16 protein-coding genes are annotated in these 17794 nt (G+C 71.7%); 13 read left to right on the top strand and 3 right to left on the bottom strand.

The features are described 5' to 3' along the window. Positions 1–3: 3 nt before the first annotated feature. On the bottom strand, positions 4–1674 hold the full coding sequence (locus OHS58_RS28100; RefSeq protein WP_328644558.1) for a hypothetical protein: 1671 nt from the start codon (positions 1672–1674) through the stop codon (positions 4–6). Between the two features lie 81 nt (positions 1675–1755). Then, positions 1756–2118, bottom strand: coding sequence for a VOC family protein (locus OHS58_RS28095; protein ID WP_328644557.1), 363 nt, complete (start codon positions 2116–2118; stop codon positions 1756–1758). 447 nt (positions 2119–2565) lie between these two features. Here OHS58_RS28095 and OHS58_RS28090 point away from each other — a divergent pair, with 447 nt between their 5' ends. From OHS58_RS28090 to OHS58_RS28030, 13 genes are all read left to right on the top strand, one after another. Next, the gene (locus OHS58_RS28090) at positions 2566–3714 is read left to right on the top strand and encodes a serine hydrolase domain-containing protein (RefSeq protein ID WP_328644556.1); all 1149 of its coding nucleotides are present in this window, start codon (positions 2566–2568) and stop codon (positions 3712–3714) included. A gap of 954 nt (positions 3715–4668) precedes the next feature. Continuing rightward, positions 4669–4857, top strand: a complete 189-nt coding sequence (locus OHS58_RS28085; RefSeq protein WP_326944001.1) for a hypothetical protein — start codon at positions 4669–4671, stop codon at positions 4855–4857. Positions 4858–4949: 92 nt separating this feature from the next. Continuing rightward, complete coding sequence (locus tag OHS58_RS28080) at positions 4950–7559, top strand: CHAT domain-containing protein (RefSeq protein ID WP_328644555.1); 2610 nt, start codon at positions 4950–4952, stop codon at positions 7557–7559. 128 nt (positions 7560–7687) lie between these two features. Further along, positions 7688–8371, top strand: a complete 684-nt coding sequence (locus OHS58_RS28075) for a GNAT family N-acetyltransferase (RefSeq protein WP_328644554.1) — start codon at positions 7688–7690, stop codon at positions 8369–8371. An 87-nt stretch (positions 8372–8458) separates the two neighbouring features. Next, positions 8459–9058, top strand: coding sequence for a hypothetical protein (locus tag OHS58_RS28070; RefSeq protein ID WP_328644553.1), 600 nt, complete (start codon positions 8459–8461; stop codon positions 9056–9058). 419 nt (positions 9059–9477) lie between these two features. After that, entirely contained in the window at positions 9478–10797 is a 1320-nt protein-coding gene (locus OHS58_RS28065; protein ID WP_328644552.1) for an MSMEG_0569 family flavin-dependent oxidoreductase, read from the top strand. Continuing rightward, positions 10794–11633, top strand: a complete 840-nt coding sequence (locus tag OHS58_RS28060; RefSeq protein ID WP_328644551.1) for an amidohydrolase family protein — start codon at positions 10794–10796, stop codon at positions 11631–11633. Before OHS58_RS28065 ends, OHS58_RS28060 begins: the two co-directional genes overlap by 4 nt. 4 nt (positions 11634–11637) lie before the next feature. Further along, complete coding sequence (locus OHS58_RS28055; protein WP_326958427.1) at positions 11638–12150, top strand: MSMEG_0572/Sll0783 family nitrogen starvation response protein; 513 nt, start codon at positions 11638–11640, stop codon at positions 12148–12150. A gap of 9 nt (positions 12151–12159) precedes the next feature. Next, positions 12160–13230 (top strand): MSMEG_0568 family radical SAM protein, encoded by a 1071-nt coding sequence (locus OHS58_RS28050; RefSeq protein ID WP_328644550.1) that lies wholly within the window; start codon positions 12160–12162, stop codon positions 13228–13230. Position 13231: 1 nt separating this feature from the next. Continuing rightward, positions 13232–14602, top strand: coding sequence for an MSMEG_0567/sll0787 family protein (locus OHS58_RS28045; protein ID WP_328644549.1), 1371 nt, complete (start codon positions 13232–13234; stop codon positions 14600–14602). Next, positions 14599–15429: a carbon-nitrogen hydrolase family protein gene (locus tag OHS58_RS28040; RefSeq protein ID WP_328644548.1), complete on the top strand. Its 831-nt coding sequence runs from the start codon at positions 14599–14601 to the stop codon at positions 15427–15429. Before OHS58_RS28045 ends, OHS58_RS28040 begins: the two co-directional genes overlap by 4 nt. Next, entirely contained in the window at positions 15430–16260 is an 831-nt protein-coding gene (locus OHS58_RS28035; RefSeq protein WP_328644547.1) for a carbon-nitrogen hydrolase family protein, read from the top strand. Then, positions 16260–17312: an MSMEG_0565 family glycosyltransferase gene (locus OHS58_RS28030; RefSeq protein ID WP_328644546.1), complete on the top strand. Its 1053-nt coding sequence runs from the start codon at positions 16260–16262 to the stop codon at positions 17310–17312. Before OHS58_RS28035 ends, OHS58_RS28030 begins: the two co-directional genes overlap by 1 nt. On the opposite strand, the gene OHS58_RS28025 is transcribed toward OHS58_RS28030, so the two are convergent. Next, on the bottom strand, positions 17296–17754 hold the full coding sequence (locus OHS58_RS28025; protein ID WP_328644545.1) for a hypothetical protein: 459 nt from the start codon (positions 17752–17754) through the stop codon (positions 17296–17298). The genes OHS58_RS28030 and OHS58_RS28025 overlap by 17 nt on opposite strands. Positions 17755–17794: the final 40 nt, after the last annotated feature.

Genomic DNA, 17794 nt, shown 5'->3' with positions numbered 1-17794 from the left:
CGCTCAGTTGGTCTTCGACGTCGGCAGGTGGGCGCCCAGGTACCCGACGTACACAGTGCCCGTGCGATCGGTGTCGTCGAGGAAGTGCAGCCGCGGCGCCGGCGACTTGAAACGCTCCAGCGCGATGTGGGCGCCGAAGTAGTCGCGCCCCGCCGGGTTCGTCCGCGGGTCGACGCGGAACGTCCGCGCCTGCCGGAGCCGTTCGTTCGTCGTCACGGTGTCCGACTCGGCCAGCGCGATGATGTTGGCGCTGATCAGCGAGCCCGGCTGGCCGGTGCGGGCGAACGCGAGCACGTCCGACAGCTCGGGTCCCGGGTCCTGGCCGGCGTCGAGCAGCGACCGGCGAGCCCGCGCGTACGCGTCGAGCGTGCGGAGCGCGTCCCACGCCTTCCGGCGCCAGGCGGCGGCTTTCGGGTGGTGGTCGAGGATCGCCGTCGGCGCGGCTTCGGCCGTGATCTCGAGGTGCTTGAGCGTCGCCGCGGCCGCGCCGATGAGGTCGGCGAAGCTCGGGAAGTCGTCCGGCGGAAGCTCGGCGTCCGCGACCTCGGTGCCCGCGTCGTGGTAGCGGGTCAGCGTGCCGGCCAGCAACCCGTTGGCCCGTCTGAGCTCGTCGCGTTCGGCCTCCACCTCGTCGAAGGCGCGCGTGTAGTCGTCCAGCGCCTCCTGCAGCTGCGCGAGCTGCTCCTGCAGGCAGGCGATGTCGGTCGCCGACAGCTCCTCGATGTGAGCGCGGAGCGCCTTCACCTCGCGGGCCGCGCGATCCCGTTCTTCCGCGCCGGTCTTGGCCTTCTTACGCAGGATGGTGATCACTCCGCGCGCCTCCGCCAGCTCGCGCTCGACGCGGTCAAGCTTCTCGGTCATCCCGGTGTCGGGTTCCCGCTCCGGCGCCGCGAACGGGTCCGCCGCGTACCAGGCCCGCACACTCGGCACGTCCGCCCACTCCTCGGGCAGCGGCGTCCGGCCTCGCGTCTGGATGAACCGCGTCATGGCGTCCTCGAGCGCCTGGTCCGCCATCGGGATCGTCGCTTCCACGAAGTCCGGCAGCTCGTCGCACGGCGGGACGAACAGCCGCGCGCCCAGCGGCACCGCGCAGCCGAGCGGGAGGTGACTGTTGAGGGTGCGGCGGAAGCGGTCGTCGACGTCGAACACGTTCACCAGGCCCGGCCAGCCCTCGACCGGCGCTGTCGGCGGTTCGGTGAGCACCAGCACCGCCGACGTCCGCCACGGCGCAACCAGCGCCTCGGCGAGCAGATCCGCGACGCGGTCGCACTCCTCGCGGGACCAGCCGTGCATCGAGAGCACCGGCCCGTCGATCGGGATCTCGTCGCTACCGCTGGCGCCCAGCTCTTCCAGGCCGATCCGCTGTGCCGGCGCTTCGTGGCAGCTGCGCCACGGCCGCGTGCACGCCGCCGCCAGCAACCACGCCACGCGGTCCTCGCCGGCGTGGTAGCAGAGCGAAAGCAATACCTGAACGGAGTAGCGGCCTTCGTGGCCGAGCCACGCGAACTTCAGGTCGCACCGGCGCGACCCGCCGTCGTCGGACGAGCCGAGATCGGTGACGGTGTAGTCGTCGTGCTGCCGTTGCCGGCTGATGAGCCTGCTGCGCAACGCGTCCAAGGGGCGTTTCCCCTCGACGGGGACCAGTCCGTGGTGCCAGATCCGGTGCACCCCCACTGGACTCACTCCGTTCGCCGGGAACCGGTACCTCCAGCGAACATAGCGGATCCTGTGACCGTTCGAACGCAGGGTGTCACCTCATTCACGCGTCCAGAGGCAGAACGGATGCCCGGCCGGATCGAAGTAGACGCGGACCTTCTCCTGCGGCTGGAACGCCGAGAGCCCGGCGCCCGCGGCGATGGCGACCGCGCCCGCAGCGTCGAGATCGTCGACCTCGATGTCGAGGTGCAGCTGCATCTGCTGGGCGCCTGTCGCCTGCGGCCACTCCGGCGGCACGTGGTCGGGTTCCAGCTGGAACGACAAGCCGGGCCCGTCATCGGCGGGGCGGAGCGTCACCCACTCCGGCTCGTCGGTCTTGATCGACCAGCCGAGCAGAGTCGCGTAGAAATCGGCCAGCGCGCGTGGATCCCGCGCGCCGAGCACGGTCGAAGTCAGCTTCATGCCCGGTGTCTACCCGCCCGGGCGGTCGATCTACCGTCGGCGTCCCGACGTTGCGCCACGATGATGTCGCGAACACCACGGCACCGGAAACGCGACCGCGTGCCGGCGTACCTGCCGAAGACCAGTGCCGGCACGTTGATCGGCAGCAACGCGAACCACGGCGAGCACCAGCACGAACGCCTGCGCGACCCAGGAGTACGTCCACACGGCCGGCGGCCGGACGATCACCCAGGCCGCCCAGGCCGCCACCGCCGGCGTCGGGCCGGACGCGCCGATCGCGACGGCCGTGATCGCGAGACCCCGTGACTTGGTTTCCGTGCGCTCGGTTCATCGTCAGGTTCCCGCATGGCGGGACTGGCGCCTACGCGCGTCGTGTTACCCGGAATACCCCGGCGAGGCCTCGCCTTGCACCTTGGCGCAGGCGTCGTGATCACTGAGGGAGCCGCCATGTCGTCCGAGCACATCCAGGGAACCGTCGCCGACGGGTACGAGTCGGTCCGCGAGGAATTCGCCGCCGTCGCGACCGAGGAAGGCGGCGACTATGCCGCCCAGCTCGTCGCGCACGTCACCGGCGAACGCGTCGTCGACCTCTGGAGCGGCCCGGAGATCACGGCCGACTCGCTGACCGGCGTGTTCTCCTCCACCAAGGGCGCCGCACACCTGGTGGTCGCGCTGCTGGTGCAGGACGGCGTGCTGGACCTCGACGAGCGCGTCAGCCACTACTGGCCGGAGTTCGGCGCCGCGGGCAAGGCCGCGATCACGCTGCGGGACCTCCTGGCGCACCGCGCCGGCGTCGTCGGCGCGGACCACGGGTTCACCGCCGAGGAGATCGCGGACGACCGGATCATCGCCGAGCGTCTCGCGCCGCAGAGGCCGTACTGGCGCCCGGGAACGGCGTTCGGCTACCACGCCCTGGTGATCGGCGCCCTGACCGGCGAAGTCGTCCGGCGCGTGACCGGCCGCAGCATCCAGGAGCACTACGAAGAGCGCGTGCGCAAGCCGTACGACCTGGACTTCTACCTGGGCCTGCCCGAGGACCTGGAGCCGCGTTTCCTGACCACGTTGCCGATGCTGCCGACCCCGGAGCAGCTGGCCGCACTCGAGGCGAACGCGACGGGACCGGACAGCCTCACGGCGATCGCGTTCAACCGCAACCACCCGGAGGCCCCCGAACTGTGGGACCTCCCGAACCTGAAGCAGGTCCGCCAACTGAGCCCGGCCTCGGTAGGCGGCGTGGCATCGGCACGAGGCCTGGCGGGAATGTACGCGGCGGCAATCAGCGGCCCCGAACCCCTCCTGACTCCGGAAACGGCAGCGGACGTAGCCCAGATCCACTCGATCGGCGACGACCTGTCGACACGAGGCCCCAACGCTTTCGGCCTGGGCTTCTCGGTCGTCTCGTACGACTACCCGGTCCTGGGCCAGGGAGCATTCGGCCACAGCGGAGCGGCGGGCTCCCAGGCATTCGCAGACCCCCGAACAGGCTTGGCGTACGGCTACAACCGCCGCAGGTTCGCCTTCCCGGGCGGCGCGGCCCCGGAGAACACTCGCTTGATCCAAGCGGTCCACGCGGCAGTGACAGCAAAGCGCGCCTGACCCACAGACGCCCCCGACGCTCCAGGCCGCCAGGTCCGGACCACGAAGCCCCAGACTCCGAAGCACGGCCGGGAGAACCGGATCGCCTGGCAACAAAGAAGTCCCCGCTACGCCCACCGACGGTTGCGGGGGTACGCCCAATCGAGCCCCGCAGGTGTCCGCAGCCGTGCCGTCCCGTGGTCCCGCGATCGGCAAGGATTCCCCCAGCCATGGCAGCCGATGGCTCGCGCGCCGAGGCCGAGCGTCAGCGGCTGAGCAGGTTCGCTCGCGTGCAGCGCCACCAGTGCCGGTGTCCTGCCCACATGACCCGCGACCTGGCCCGGCCAGGGCCAGCGCGACATCGCGCGGGTGGCGGACGCCGCCGTCGGCCCAGACGTGCTTGCCCAGCTCTCGCGCGGCGGCCGCGCGTCGGCAGACCATCGCGGTCGCCGCAGAGATCCACAAGTACTGCGCCCGAGCCGCAGCCCGCGGTTCGCCGCGCACGCCCACCCTTCTCTCGCCGCCGTCACCCATCACCATCGCCCGCCGCGCCCGCCGCCCGCCGCCCGCCGCGCCCGCCGCCCGCCGCCCGCCGCGCCCGCCGCCGGCGCGCACCGAGGCGGCGACCGGGCGCGGCCAATCAACCGCCGCACTAGACCACCTGAGCGCACGCTCAGTCGCACTCCGTGACCGGCGGTGTGCGTCGATCCGCATGACCCCGATCGCCCTAGTCCGCCCGGTGGTGATGCACGCCCTGGTCAAAGCCGTTACAGGGTTCACTCGTTAGGACGGTTTGGCGAGCGCGTCTGCCCAGTTCACGCCGATCGGACTGACTTTCCGTAGTGAAAGGCCTCCCGATCACTGCTCCGTTGTGCAACTATTGGTCCGTTCGCGGGGAAGAGGGCCCCGCGGCGAGGGACTCACCGTCACCGGTCAGCGTCCCTATGAAGATCCCCAGGGGAGAGGAGATCGACCATGTCGACGCCCACGGACACCAAGCCCGAAGAAACCCCGGAGCCGGTCGAAAAGGCCGGACCGGTGGTCCCGCACCCGGAGGCCGACGAGCACGGCTGGGTGCACATCGGCCATGACCACCCGAAGAGTGACGGACCGGTCATGACCCCGAACTGCGGGAACCCGTGCTATCAGGTCATCAAGTCCTGAACTTCATCAATTCGTGATCACCCGCCTGCCGGATTTCGCCTGGCAGGCGGGCTTCTTTCTGCGACTGGCTGTGCTGTCATAGGAGAGTGCCTGTGACGAACCTGGACCCGACCGAAGTCATCGAGAAGGTCCGCGCTCTTCAGAAACAAGCCGCAGACGGGTCCTGCCTCAAGCACTACCGCGAGGGTGTCCGGCTGCTGCGACGCGGTATGAGCATGCTGGACTCGATCCACCCCGTTCCGGAGAGTCGTCGCACCGACTGGCTGGTCACGAGGATCCGGCTCGTCAGCCTCATGGCCGCGCTGTCTTCGGAGATCAGCGGGGACCTCGCCGCGGGCTTGGCCGGTCTCGACGATGCCCGGCTGCTCATCAACGCGGTGCCGAATCCCGTGCTGCAAGCCGAACTCAACGGCGCGCTCAACCACAACTACGCGGCGCGGTTGATGAGCGTCGGGCGCAACGAGGACAGCCTGATCGCGTTCGACATCTCCGTCGGCCACCAGGAGTACCGCCTGGCGCACGGCCCGGACCCGGAGACCAGGATGGGCGCCTTCGTCCAGACGCTGTCGTCCCGGGCGTGGGTGCAGATCCGCCTGGGCAACGTCAGTGAGGCCCGGGCTGATCTCAACCGCTCGCTCGAGCTCGCCGAAAAGTTCGAGCTACGCTCGGTCGCCGCCGACATGCGGCGCACCATGGGCATGCTCGCGCTGAGGATCGGTGACGTCCCCGAGGCGTTGCGGCTGTACGAGGAAGCCGAACGGACCTACCGGGCATTGGACAGGGACGTCCCGAAGGAGCTGCGGTTCGAGCAGGCGGAGGCGTTGCTGGCGGCGGGGCTGGCCGACGAAGCCGGCGCTCACCTCGACGAGGTGCTTCCGATGCTGATGGCCGGGCAGAGCATCAGCCGCGAGGTCGCGCGAGCGGAGCTCTACCGGGCCTCCGCCGCGTTGATGACCGACGACGTCGAACTCGCTCGGCAGATGGCCGATTCGTCACGGCGCAAGATGCTGCGGGTGGGTTGCCAGACCTGCATCGCGGACGCGACGCTCGCCGGGTTGCAGGCCGATGTCCGGGACGCGCTACGTGGCTCGGAGGTGCCTGCCGCGCTACCGACTCGCGCGCTCCGGCTCGCGGCGAAGATGCCGATGCCGCAACTGACGGAACAGGCTGCGATGGCTCAGATGCTCGCCGTCCGGCTCGACATTCGGCGGGGGAACCTCAAGCGGGCGGCTGAGACTCTGCAGAAAGTGCCGCGGCCCGGGCAGCTGACTCCCATCGACTACCGGATGCTTCGCCGGCTCTGCCGGGCCGAGCTGGCCGTTGCTCAGGGGAGCCGGGCCAAGGCGCTCACCGAGATCCGGTCCGGGCTGACCGAGCTCGACGCCGTCCGGGATCGGATGGGTGGGCTTGACCTCGTGTCCGGGACCGCGTTACACGGTCAAGAGCTCGCCGATCTCGCCGTGAAGCTGGTGTTGGAGCGCAATGACGCTCGGCGGCTCTTCGTCTGGCTGGAGCGGACCCGCGCGCAGACTTACCGCTACGAACCGCTCTCCGCCGGGACCGATCCCGAGCTGGCCGCGCGGGTGGCCGAGGTGCGTGGTCTCGGGCAGGCCATCCAGGAGGCCCAGCACGACGGGCACCCGATCGCGGGCCTGCGCGCCAAGTACAACGAACGCCTTCGGGAAGCCCAGCGGCTCGGCTGGCACACCGGGCGCTGGGGCCGGCCGCGGCCGGTGGCCGGGTTGGGCGAAGTCGTGGGGCAGCTCGGCGAGCGGGCTTTGGTCAGCTTCGCCGCCTCCGGGAACGAGCTGGTCGCGGTGGTCGTCGCCGGGGGTGAGTGCCGGCTGGTGCGGCTCGGGTCGGCCGGCGACGCCGCCGAGTCCGCGCGCGTGCTGAACGTCGACCTCGACGCGCTCGCGCCGGACAACCTGCCCGAAAGGCTGGCCGAGGTCGTCATGGTGTCGGCGCGCAAGCAGGCGGACAAGCTCGACGCGCAGCTGATCCAGCCCCTGGAGAAGCTGTTCGGCGACCGCGATCTCGTCATCGTTCCCACCGGGCCGCTGTACGCCGTGCCGTGGGGTGTGCTGCCGGGGCTGCGGGGCCGGCCGACCGTCGTCGCGCCGTCGGCGACCGCGTGGCTCGCCGCCGAGCGGACGAAGCTGTCGCGGGCCCGCAAGATCGTGCTCGTCCGCGGGCCGGGGCTGGCCGGCGCGCGCGGTGAGCTCGAGAAGCTGACCACGCACTACCGCACCGCGACGACGATGACCGGCGCCAAGGCGACCGTGAAGTCCGTGCTGCGCGCGATGGACGGCGCCAAGCTGGCCCACTTCGCCGCCCACGGCGCGCACGAGCCGGAGAACGCGCTCTTCTCGCGCCTCGAGCTCGCCGACGGCGCGCTGTTCGGGCACGAGATGGCCGGGTTGCGGCAGCCGCCGCGGCAGGTCGTGTTCGCCGCGTGCGAGCTCGCGCTCAACCGCATCCGGCCGGGCGACGAGGCCCTCGGGTTCGCCAGCGCCCTGCTGGCGAGCGGCTCGCGGACGGTGATCGCGCCCCTGTCCCGCGTCGGCGACCTCGCCTCGGCCGCCGCGATGGACGACTACTACCGGGCCCTCGCGGTCCGCGACAGTCCCGCGCTGGCCCTGGCCGACGCGATCGCGGTCGACCCGTTCCGCCGCCCCTTCGTCTGCCTCGGCGCCGGCTGACGGTCGTTTCGCCCGACGTAGTCAGGTGGATCTGTTCTGTCTGCTTCGGCGCCGGTCGGCAGTGGCCCGGTCTGAGACCCTCGAATTGGCTCTGTGGGCTGGGCCAATCCCGTCTTAGGCTGCCCGGCATGTCCAAGCGTCTGCAGCAGGCCTGCGACAACGCCGTTGCGATGTGGACCGTCCTCGGCCGGGCTCGTGGCCACGACGTCCGGGAGCACGACGGCTTCGTGGCGATCGACGGCCCGGCCGGCGTGCGGATCATGCTGACCACCCCGGATCCCGGGGAAGACCCGGCGTCGGCCGCGAAGACGTACAGGGACGGCGGCCGCGCCCTGGTCGTCGAGGATCCCTTCGGCACGCTCGACCTCATGGCCATCGGCATGACCGCGCGCCCCCTGCCGGTGATGGTTCGCGAACCGGCGCCCGCGCCCGAGCCCGTCGGTGTCCGTCGTGTCGAGACCGGCGACGACCTGGTCCAGGCCGGACGCATCGTCGTGGACGGCTTCCCGCTGGAGCATTACCGGGCCGACGACGTCTTCCCGCCGTCGCTGCTGGCGCAGGACGGTCCGGCCTTCTTCACCCTCGGCGACGCGGGTGCCTGCCTGACCATGGCCCACGGCGGCATCGGCGGCGCGTACTGGGTCACGACGATGCCGGAGCACCGCTCGAAGGGCGTCGGGCGGACGTTGATGCACGCCGTGCTGCGGCAGTTCGACGGCCTGCCCGTGACGCTGACCGCTGCCCGGGCGGGCAAGCCGCTCTACGACTCCCTGGGCTTCACCAGCGTCGGTGACGCGCACTGGTGGAGCTGACGGCACACGGTGGACTCCGCCCTGTAGTCGCCCAGTAGGGTGACCCCCGTACGCGGCCAGGTGACGCCGGCAGGTGGAGGTCTTTCGATGGCACGCACGGGCGGTGAGGGCGAACTCCCCTCGGTCGCCGAACTGGTGAACCTCTCGCAGACGAAGCCGCTGATGATCCGCGGTGAACTCGACGCGAAGCTCGCCGGGGAGCTTGCCGCCGAATCCGAAGAGCCCAGACCCGACCCGCTGGCGATCCTCGACGCCGAATTGGCGGCCGAAGACGTCGCTGACGACCGCCCGCTCGACGCCCCGCCGGACGACCGGCCGCGGCGTACGCAGCCGTTCGTCATCGGGGCGGTCGCGGCCGTCGCGCTCGGGCTGGCCGCCGTGGTGCTGTTCCAGCCGCACGAGGTCGGCGGGACGGCCGTGCCGCCGCCGGGGGCCGCCGCGCCACCGCCACCCGCGACCTCGAGCGAGGCCGTCGCGACGTTCAGCGCCTCGGCCGAACCGCCGCCGCTCACCGCCGGGCTGCAGGACACTCCCGTCAAGACGACGAGCCGCCCCGTCGCGGGGCGCAAGCCCGCGAACCCGGTGGCGACGTCGTCGACGCCGCCACCGCCCGAGGACCAGTGGCGCGACATGGTGAGCTCGGCGATCAGCTCGTGGCAACACGGCCACGGCCGCCCCGGTCGCTGACCCGCGCCGCGGTCGTCGGCTCGTCGGAACCTCGCGGCGCTGCCGAAGATCGGCGACACAGCATGGCGCCCGGTCGCTGATTCGCGCCGCGGTCGCTTGTCGGAACCTCGCGCCGCCGCTGCTGCTGCCCGAATACCGGTGATGCGGCATGGCGCCAGTCGCTGGTCTGCGCCGCGGTCGTCGGCTCGGCGAAACCTCCCGCCGCCACCGTCCAAAGGCCGGAGACGCGACACGGCCGCCGCGGGAGCTGAGCCGCGCCAACAGCCGGTCGACCACCACGATTCCCTGCGCCGCAACGCATCGCGGCCGCCTGAGTGTTAACCGGGCGCGGGGCGAAGCGTTACTCAACGGCGTTCTGGTAACGCGCCGATGTTCCGGATGAAACCGTCCGGAAATGGTTCGCCGTTGCACTGATCGGCATGAACTTCGAGCTCGACGGCCTGCACCGGCCGGTGATCGTGGTCGGCGGCGGCCAGGCGGGACTCTCGATGTCCCACTGCCTGACCTCCGCCGGAGTCGGGCACCTCGTGCTCGAACGCGAGCGCGCGGGGCACGAATGGCGGACCCGCCGCTGGGACAGTTTCTGCCTGGTCACGCCGAATTGGCAGTGCCGGCTCCCCGGTTTCCCCTACCCGGGTGGTGATCCGGACGGTTTCATGGTCCGGGACGAGATCGTCACCTACCTCGAGTCGTACGTGAAGGCCTTCGACGTCCCGCTGCGCGAGGGCGTCGAAGCGAAGCGGTTGCGGCCGCTGCCCGGCGGCGGGTTCCGGCTGACGACGTCGGCCGGCGAGCTGACCGCCGACCACGTCGTGCTGGCCACCGGCCCGTACCAGGTGCCGCTGAAGCCGCGGCTGGCCGAGCGGCTGCCGGAGCACGTCGTCCAGCTGCACTCGGCCGAGTACCGCAACCCGGAGCAGTTGCCCGACGGCGACGTCCTGGTCGTCGGCACCGGGCAGTCCGGCTGCCAGATCGCCGAGGACCTGCACCTCGCCGGACGCGGCGTGCACCTCGCCGTCGGGTCCGCGCCGCGCGTCGCCCGGCGCTACCGCGGCCGGGACGTCGTCGCCTGGCTCGACGAAATGGGCTACTACGCCCGGGGGATCGACGAGTTCGCCGACGCGGACGCCGTCCGGTTCCGCGCCAACCACTACGTCACCGGACGCGACGGCGGCCACGACATCGACCTGCGCGCGTTCGCCGCCCAGGGCATGCGGCTCTACGGCCGGCTCAGCGGCGTCCGAAGTGGACAGCTGACGTTCGCCGACGACCTGCGCCGCAACCTCGACGCGGCGGACGCCGTCTCCGAGGGCATCAAGGACTCCATCGACGCCTTCATCGCGAAACGCGGGGTAGCTGCGCCGAGGGAGGACCGCTACAAGCCGGTCTGGGAGCCACAGGATAGCCGGAAGTCCCTCGACGCGGAAGCGCTTTCCGCCGTCGTCTGGAGCACCGGCTTCGGCCGCGACCACCGCTGGATCGACGTCCCGGTCTTTGACGGCAAGGGCTACCCGACGCACCACCGCGGCGTCACCAGCTGCCCCGGCCTGTACTTCCTCGGCCTGCCCTGGCAACACACCTGGGGCTCCGGAAGGTTCTGCGGCGTGGCGGCGGACGCGGAATACCTCGCGAGGCGGATCACCGGAGGCGGCCGCGGCGACGTCCGCTGGCTGTCGGGCACGCCGGTCAGCACCTACCCGGCCGACGACGACTGGGTCGCACCGAGGACGGTCGCATGAAGCGCTGGACCAACGACGCCCACCGCCACCTGGGCGTGCTCCCGCCGTTCCCGTTCTACGGCGGGCCGCCGGTCGCCCCGGCGATCGGCAGCCGCGCGACGATCGGCGAACTGCTGGCCGACCTGGACCGTGAAGGCACCGAACGCGCGCTGGTGATCCCGAACTACGGCGTCCCGGACCCGGCGATCGCGTTCTCCTTCAACGAGCTCTGCGTCGAAGCAGCGGGTAAGGACGACCGGATCAGCGCCGCGCTGTGGGTGTCGCCGCGAGCCGAAGACGCCGTCCGGACCGACGACGCGTTGAAGCTGGCGGGCGAGGACGGCGTGCGAGCGTTGAAGCTCAGCTTCCTGCTGGGCGGCAAGGCATCCGACCCCACGTGCAAGCCGCAGCTCGACAAGATCTTCGCCATCGCACGGGATCACGACCTCGTCGTGCACGTTCACACCTCGCCGGGCGCGGCGTCGGACATCGACGAGGTCGGCAAGCTCGTCGACGCCTACGCCGGCGACGTCAAGCTGCACCTCGTCCACTTCGGCGGCGGGATGAGCGGGCACATCAAGCTCGTCGGCGGCCGCTTCTTCGACTGGATCGCCGCCGGGAAACAGGTCTACACGGACCTGTCGTGGGCGATCGGCTTCACGCCGCGCTGGCTCGTCGAGGAGATCTCACGCCGGGGCCTCGGCCACGACCGCGTGCTGTTCGCCTCCGACGAACCGTGGGGCGATCACGAAGGCGAACTCGCCAAGCTGGCCGCCGCGGCCGGCGACGGCGAGCTCGCCGACCTGGTTTTCCGCGGCACGTTCGACGTGCTGTACGGACCGAAGAAAGGGAAATAGACCGATGGCAGAGCTGACCGACACCGAAAAGACCAGCCTCGACGAGATCCCGCACCCGTCGCTGCCGCAGGGCTCCAACCTGTACGGCGGGACCAAGGTCTTCCCGGACTACCAGGCCGAACCCGGCCAGAGCTACTTCACCCTGGTCCACGGCATCGCGCACGAGTCGTCGGTGAGCTTCGTGGCGATCCTGCAGGCGACGCGCGCGCTGCGGAAGGGCTTCGAAGCCGCGATCTACTTCTACGGCCCGGGTTCGCTGAACTGCCTGGCCACGCGCGGCTTCCCGACCACCGGCAACGCCGCGTTCCCCGGCGAGCTGAACATCAACGACCAGCTCAAGACGTTCATCGGCGAGGGCGGCAAGGCCTACTGCTGCCGCTTCGGCCTGTCGCTGCACGGTGCGCGCGAGGAGGACCTCATCGAGGGCGTCATCCCGACGCACCCGCTGGACGTACAGGACGCGCTGATCCACTACGCGCGCAAGGGCGCGATCATCAACTCCACCTACATGTTCTAGGGAGCGGTAGTGCGCGTTGGCATCGAAGAGGACCTGGACACCCGCGCCGACATCGCCGTCCGCGGGGTGCGAATGGACGCACCCGTACAGCGCAGCAAGGGCGCCGGGCCGAGCGACGACGGCCACCTGGTGGTCGACGGTGCCAACGCCACGCTGCCGCTGAACCCCGAAAGCCCGTACGTGGTCCGGGACGGCCGCATCTTCCGCGAGACGATCGACCTTGGCCTAAGCGTCGCACCAGTGGACCGTCCGCGATTCTACGATCTGTCCACGTCAGACGGTGTGCCGTACCGCAAGATCGCCCTGCTGCATGGAAAGGACGTCCTCGCGACAACGGTCGTCCAGACGTGCATCCGGTACACCGAGGACCAGCGCTGCCGGTTCTGCACCATCGAGGAGTCACTGCGGGCGGAGTCCACGGTGGCCGCGAAGACGCCGCAGCAGCTCGCGGAGGTCGCGGAAGCGGCGGTGCGGCTCGACGGCGTCCGGCAGATGGTGATGACGACCGGCACGACGTCCGGGCCGGACCGCGGCGCCCGGCACCTCGTGCGCTGCGTCCGCGCGGTGCTCGGCGCCGTGCCGGGCCTGCCGATCCAGGTGCAGATCGAGCCGCCGGGCGACCTCGGCGTCCTCACCGAACTGCGCGACGCCGGGGCGACGTCGATCGGCATCCACGTCGAGTCGTTGGACGACGACGTCCGGCGGCGCTGGATGCCGGGCAAGTCGACGGTGCCGATGGCGGAGTACGAGGCCGCGTGGGCGGAGGCGGTCCGCGTCTTCGGCCGCAACCGCGTCTCGACGTACCTGCTGATCGGCCTCGGCGAGGACCCGGACTCCCTGGTGGAGGGGGCCGGGCGGCTCATCGGCATGGGCGTCTACCCGTTCGCCGTGCCGATGCGGCCGATGGCCGGGACGCTGGCCCGGCGCGACGGCGCGACCGCGCCTTCACCCGCGCTGGTCGCGGACGTCACTGGCCGCATCGCCGCCCTGCTGCGGGCGGCCGGGATGACCGGCGCCGAGCAGGGCGCGGGCTGTGCCGCGTGCGGTGCGTGCGGCCTGCTCAGCGCGGCGGGAGGCTGACGTGGACCACGACATCCTCGCGTTGCTGGGTGACGTCCGCAGCGTCGCGGCGCGCCCGGCGTTCTCGATCAGCGAAGCCGACCACAGTGGACTGACCGCGTACCGCACGTTGCGGCACGAAGCGTTCGTGGCACGGCAGGGGCTCTTCGCCGGGCACGACCTCGACGACCATGACACCGACCCGCGCACCCTCTTCCTGGTGGCGAGGGACGCGGCGGGCGAAGTACTCGGCGGCGTCCGGCTCGGCCCGGCGACCGACGGCCCGGACCTCGGCTGGTGGCAGGGCGGCCGCTTGGTCGTCGTCCCTGGCTCACCGGCCGGGATCGGCTCCGCGCTGGTCCGCGCGGCCTGCGCACGGGCCGAAGCGGAAGGCGCGCTGCGGTTCGAGGCGACCGTGCAGACGCGCACCGAGCGGCTGTTCACCCGGCTCGGCTGGCAGCGGGTGCGGCCGGTGACCGTCGCCGGCCACGACCACGTCCTCATGCGCTGGCCGATCGGCCGGATCGCCGCGCTGGCCCGCTCGACCAAGGCCGCGCTCGGCCCGTTGCTGCAGGGAATGACCGGCGTACCCGGGTTTGTCGGCGACGACGGCGTCCCGCTGCCGGGCACCGACGTCGTCGCGGCCTGCGACGCGATCATCCCGTCCATGGTCGAGCGTGACCCGGAATGGGCGGGCTGGTGCTCGGTCCTGGTCAACCTCAACGACCTCGCCGCGATGGGCGCGACGCCGACCGGTCTGCTCGACGCGCTGGGTGCGCGTGATGCGTCGTTCGCCGCGCGAGTCCTCGGTGGACTGCGGAAGGCGAGCGAGGCGTACGGCGTCCCGGTGCTCGGCGGGCACACCCAGTTCGGCGTCCCGGCTTCGCTGTCGGTCACGGCGCTGGGCCGCACCACCGACCCGGTGCCCGGGGGCGGCGGCAAGCCGGGGGAGCGTGTCTGGCTCACCGCGGATCTCACCGGCGGCTGGCGGCCCGGCTACACCGGACGGCAGTGGGACTCGACGAGCTTCCGCCGCACGCCCGAGCTGCGCGAACTGCTCGGCTCGGTCGCGAAGGCGCGCCCAGCGGCGGCCAAGGACGTCTCGATGGCCGGCATCGCGGGCACTCTCGGCATGCTCGCCGAAGCGTCCGGCTGCGGCGCGGTCCTGGACGTCGACAAGGTGCCACGGCCGCGCGGAGCGTCCACAGGGGACTGGCTGACCTGCTTCCCCGGCTTCGCGATGCTCACCACCGGCACGCCCGCGCCCGCGGGGCCGGCGGTCACCGCGGACTGCGGCGAACTGGCTGCGGGCACCGGCGTCACGCTGCGCTGGCCCGACGGCGAACGGACGCCCGCCATCGACGGCGGCGTCACCGGATTGGGGAACTCATGACGACACTCAGGATGGCCGCGGTCGCCGCGCCGTTCGACCGCGACCTCGAAGGCGACTTCGCGCGCATCGAGAAGCTGATCGGCGAGGCGAAGGCCGAGGGTGTGCGGCTGCTGGCGCTGCCGGAAGCGGCCCTCGGCGGCTATCTCGCCAACCTCGACGGCGGCGCCGAAGGCCCGCCCGCGCTGGCCGTCGACGGTCCGGAGGTGCAGCGGCTGGCCGCGCTGGCCGGCGACCTCGTCGTCACGGCGGGGTACTGCGAACTCGCCGGCGGCCGCCGCTACAACTCGGCCGTCTGCGTGACCGGCGACGGCGTCCTCGGTAACCACCGCAAGGTCCACCAGCCGCTGGCCGAAAACGCCAGTTACGGCGCCGGCCGCGGGTTCGCCGCGTTCGACACGCCGGTCGGGCGCCTGGGCATGATGATCTGTTACGACAAGGCTTTCCCCGAATCCGCGCGGGCGCTCGCGCTGGACGGCGCGGAGGTCGTCGTCTGCATGAGCGCCTGGCCCGGCAGCCGCACCAACGCGGCCGCCGACCTCGCGCAGGACCGCTGGAAACGGCGGTTCGACCTGTTCGACCGGGCCCGCGCGCTGGAGAACCAGATCGTCTGGGTGTCGGCCAACCAGTCCGGCACCTTCGGCGACCTGCGGTTCGTGGCCGGGGCGAAGATCGTCGACCCGGGCGGCGAGATCGTCGCCGACACCGGCATCTCCGAAGGGATGGCGATCGCCGAGATCGACGTCCAGGCCGCGCTGGCCACGGCGCGCCGGTCGATGGGGCACCTGGCGGACAGACGCCCGGACGCCTACCCCGTTAGTGTCCCGTGAATGGGGCAGATCCGGATCGCCGCCGTCGCCGCGCACTTCGGCCGCGACCTCGACTTCGACCTGCAGCGCATCGCGACGCTGATCGACCACGCGCGCTCGGCCGGCGCCGCGCTGCTGGTGCTGCCGGACGCGGCCCTCGGCGGTTACCTCGCCGACCTGCGCCATCCGGACCCGGAAGCGCTCCCGCCGGCCCTCGACCCCGACTGTCCGGAGCTGAAGACGATCCAGTCGCTGGCCGCGGAGATGGTGGTGTGCGTCGGTTACTGCGAAGCCGACGGGCCGCGGCGCTACAACTCCGCGGTGTGCGTCACGGGTGACGGCGTGCTCGGCCGGCACCGCAAGGTCCACCAGCCGCCGGGGGAAAGCATCGCGTACGAACCGGGCGCCGAGTTCGCCGCGTTCGACACGCCGGTCGGGCGGCTGGGCATGCTGATCGACTACGACAAGACGTTCCCCGAGTCGGCCCGCTCGCTGGCGGTCGACGGCGCGGACATCGTCGCCTGCCTGAGCGCGTGGCCGACCAGCATCACCAACCGCGCGCCGCGGATGGCGCAGGACCGGCAGTCGCGGCTGTTCGACCTCTACGACCAGGCGCGGGCCGCGGAGAACCAGGTCGTGCTCGTGTCGTCCAACCAGACCGGCGCGATGGGCGGCATGCGGTTCCTCGGCCAGGCCAAGGTCGTCGGGCCGGGCGGCGAGATCCTCGCGCGGACCTGGTCCAAGGCCGGCATCGCGGTCGCCGAACTCGACGTCGAACAAGAACTCGCGAACGCCCGTCGCGTGCTGCACCACCTGGGGGAACGGAAACCCGAGGTCTACCGGGAGGCCTGATGCGCATCGCCCTGCTGAGCTACTCGACCAAACCCCGCGGCGGCGTCGTGCACACGCTCGCGCTGGCCGAAGCCCTCGCGGCGCTCGGCGAGGACGTCACGGTGTGGACGCTCGGCCGCAGCGGCGACGCGGGGTTCTTCCGGCCGGTGGATCCCGCTGTCCGATTGTCGATCGTGCCCTTCCCGGACGTCCCCGGCGAGAGCGTCGGCGCGCGGATCCTGCGCTCGATCGCGGTGCTGCGCGCGGCGTTCACGCCGGACGCGTACGACGTCGTGCACGCGCAGGACTGCATCAGCGCGAACGCCGTCGACGCTTGCGTCCGGACGATCCACCACCTCGACACCTTCACCACGCCGGAGCTGGCGGCCTGCCACGAACGCGCGATCGTCCGGCCGTACGCGCACGTCTGCGTGTCGGAGTCCGTGGCCGCCGAGGTGCGCGACGGCTGGGGCATCGAGGCGACCGTGATCCCCAACGGCGTCGACTACGACCGGTTCGCCAACGCCCGCCCGGATACCGGCCGAGGACGTTATGTCTTGGCGGTGGGCGGGATCGAGCCGCGCAAGGGTTCGCTGGACCTGCTGGAGGCGTACGCGCTGCTGGCCGAACCGGACGTCCGCCTGGTCATCGCGGGCGGCGAGACGCTCTTCGACTACCGCGACTACCGCACCCGCTGGGAGAAACGCGCCGCCGAACTGGGCGTCGAGCCGGACGTGCTGGGCCCGGTCGCGCACGACGAGCTGCCGTCGCTGATGGCGTCCGCCGCGGTGTTCGCCTTCCCGTCGACCAAGGAAGGCTTCGGGCTGGCCGCGATGGAGGCGCTGGCCGCCGGGGTGCCGGTGGTGACGCGGGACCTGCCCGTGCTGCGCGAAGTCTTCGGCGAGGTGGCCCGCTTCGCCGTCGACCCGCCCGGCTTCGCCCGGGAGCTGCGGACCGCGATGGCGGGGGTCGACCCGGCGCCGGGCCGCGCGCTGGCGCAGTGCTACACGTGGCCGGCGGCTGCGGAAGCGCACCGGACGTTCTACCGCTCCCTGCTCAGCGGCGGCGCTTGAAGTACGGCGCGGCGTCCACGCGGAACATCAGCGCGAACCCCGCCATCGACAGGCCCAGCACGAGCAGGAACGCCAGGCCCCGCACCAGGTCGCCGGTATCGCGGGCGGACGCGGCGAAGAGCGCGAACAGCTGCAGCACGACGTCGAGGATGCCCAGCGCGCCGGCGATCGCGAGCACGACGCGCGCCCACCCGGCACCGCGGAACACGCCGTACACCAGCGACGCCCACAGCCCGGCCGCGACCACGAACGCGAGCACCGCGACCGGCGTCGGCAACGTCGTCGCCAGCAACGCGTCGCGCTCCCCGGTCCCGCCGGCTCCGGCGCCCGGCGTGGCGTGCCCGCCCAGCAGCCGGCCGAGCAGCGAACCGAGGAACCAGCACGCCGTCGCTCCCCACCACGCGAAGGCCGCGCGCCGGACCGGTACGGGCGGCTCGGACATAACGGCAGCGTAGGCGCGGAAACCCGGGTAACGGGACCGC

Origin of the sequence: Amycolatopsis sp. NBC_00348, from assembly GCF_036114655.1 — a bacterium.
Classification (GTDB): Bacteria; Actinomycetota; Actinomycetes; order Mycobacteriales; family Pseudonocardiaceae; genus Amycolatopsis.
The sequence above is the reverse complement of the archived record's forward strand: the minus strand, read 5'-3'. Positions and strand labels throughout refer to the sequence as shown.

Excerpts from the sequence above, each read along its gene's own strand:
- OHS58_RS28095 (WP_328644557.1), bottom strand. The coding sequence starts at position 2,118 with ATGAAGCTGACTTCGACCGTGCTCGGCGCGCGGGATCCACGCGCGCTG.
- OHS58_RS28090 (WP_328644556.1), top strand. The coding sequence starts at position 2,566 with ATGTCGTCCGAGCACATCCAGGGAACCGTCGCCGACGGGTACGAGTCG.
- OHS58_RS28085 (WP_326944001.1), top strand. The coding sequence starts at position 4,669 with ATGTCGACGCCCACGGACACCAAGCCCGAAGAAACCCCGGAGCCGGTC.
- OHS58_RS28075 (WP_328644554.1), top strand. The coding sequence starts at position 7,688 with ATGTCCAAGCGTCTGCAGCAGGCCTGCGACAACGCCGTTGCGATGTGG.
- OHS58_RS28070 (WP_328644553.1), top strand. The coding sequence starts at position 8,459 with ATGGCACGCACGGGCGGTGAGGGCGAACTCCCCTCGGTCGCCGAACTG.
- OHS58_RS28065 (WP_328644552.1), top strand. The coding sequence starts at position 9,478 with ATGAACTTCGAGCTCGACGGCCTGCACCGGCCGGTGATCGTGGTCGGC.
- OHS58_RS28060 (WP_328644551.1), top strand. The coding sequence starts at position 10,794 with ATGAAGCGCTGGACCAACGACGCCCACCGCCACCTGGGCGTGCTCCCG.
- OHS58_RS28055 (WP_326958427.1), top strand. The coding sequence starts at position 11,638 with ATGGCAGAGCTGACCGACACCGAAAAGACCAGCCTCGACGAGATCCCG.
- OHS58_RS28040 (WP_328644548.1), top strand. The coding sequence starts at position 14,599 with ATGACGACACTCAGGATGGCCGCGGTCGCCGCGCCGTTCGACCGCGAC.
- OHS58_RS28035 (WP_328644547.1), top strand. The coding sequence starts at position 15,430 with ATGGGGCAGATCCGGATCGCCGCCGTCGCCGCGCACTTCGGCCGCGAC.
- OHS58_RS28030 (WP_328644546.1), top strand. The coding sequence starts at position 16,260 with ATGCGCATCGCCCTGCTGAGCTACTCGACCAAACCCCGCGGCGGCGTC.
- OHS58_RS28025 (WP_328644545.1), bottom strand. The coding sequence starts at position 17,754 with ATGTCCGAGCCGCCCGTACCGGTCCGGCGCGCGGCCTTCGCGTGGTGG.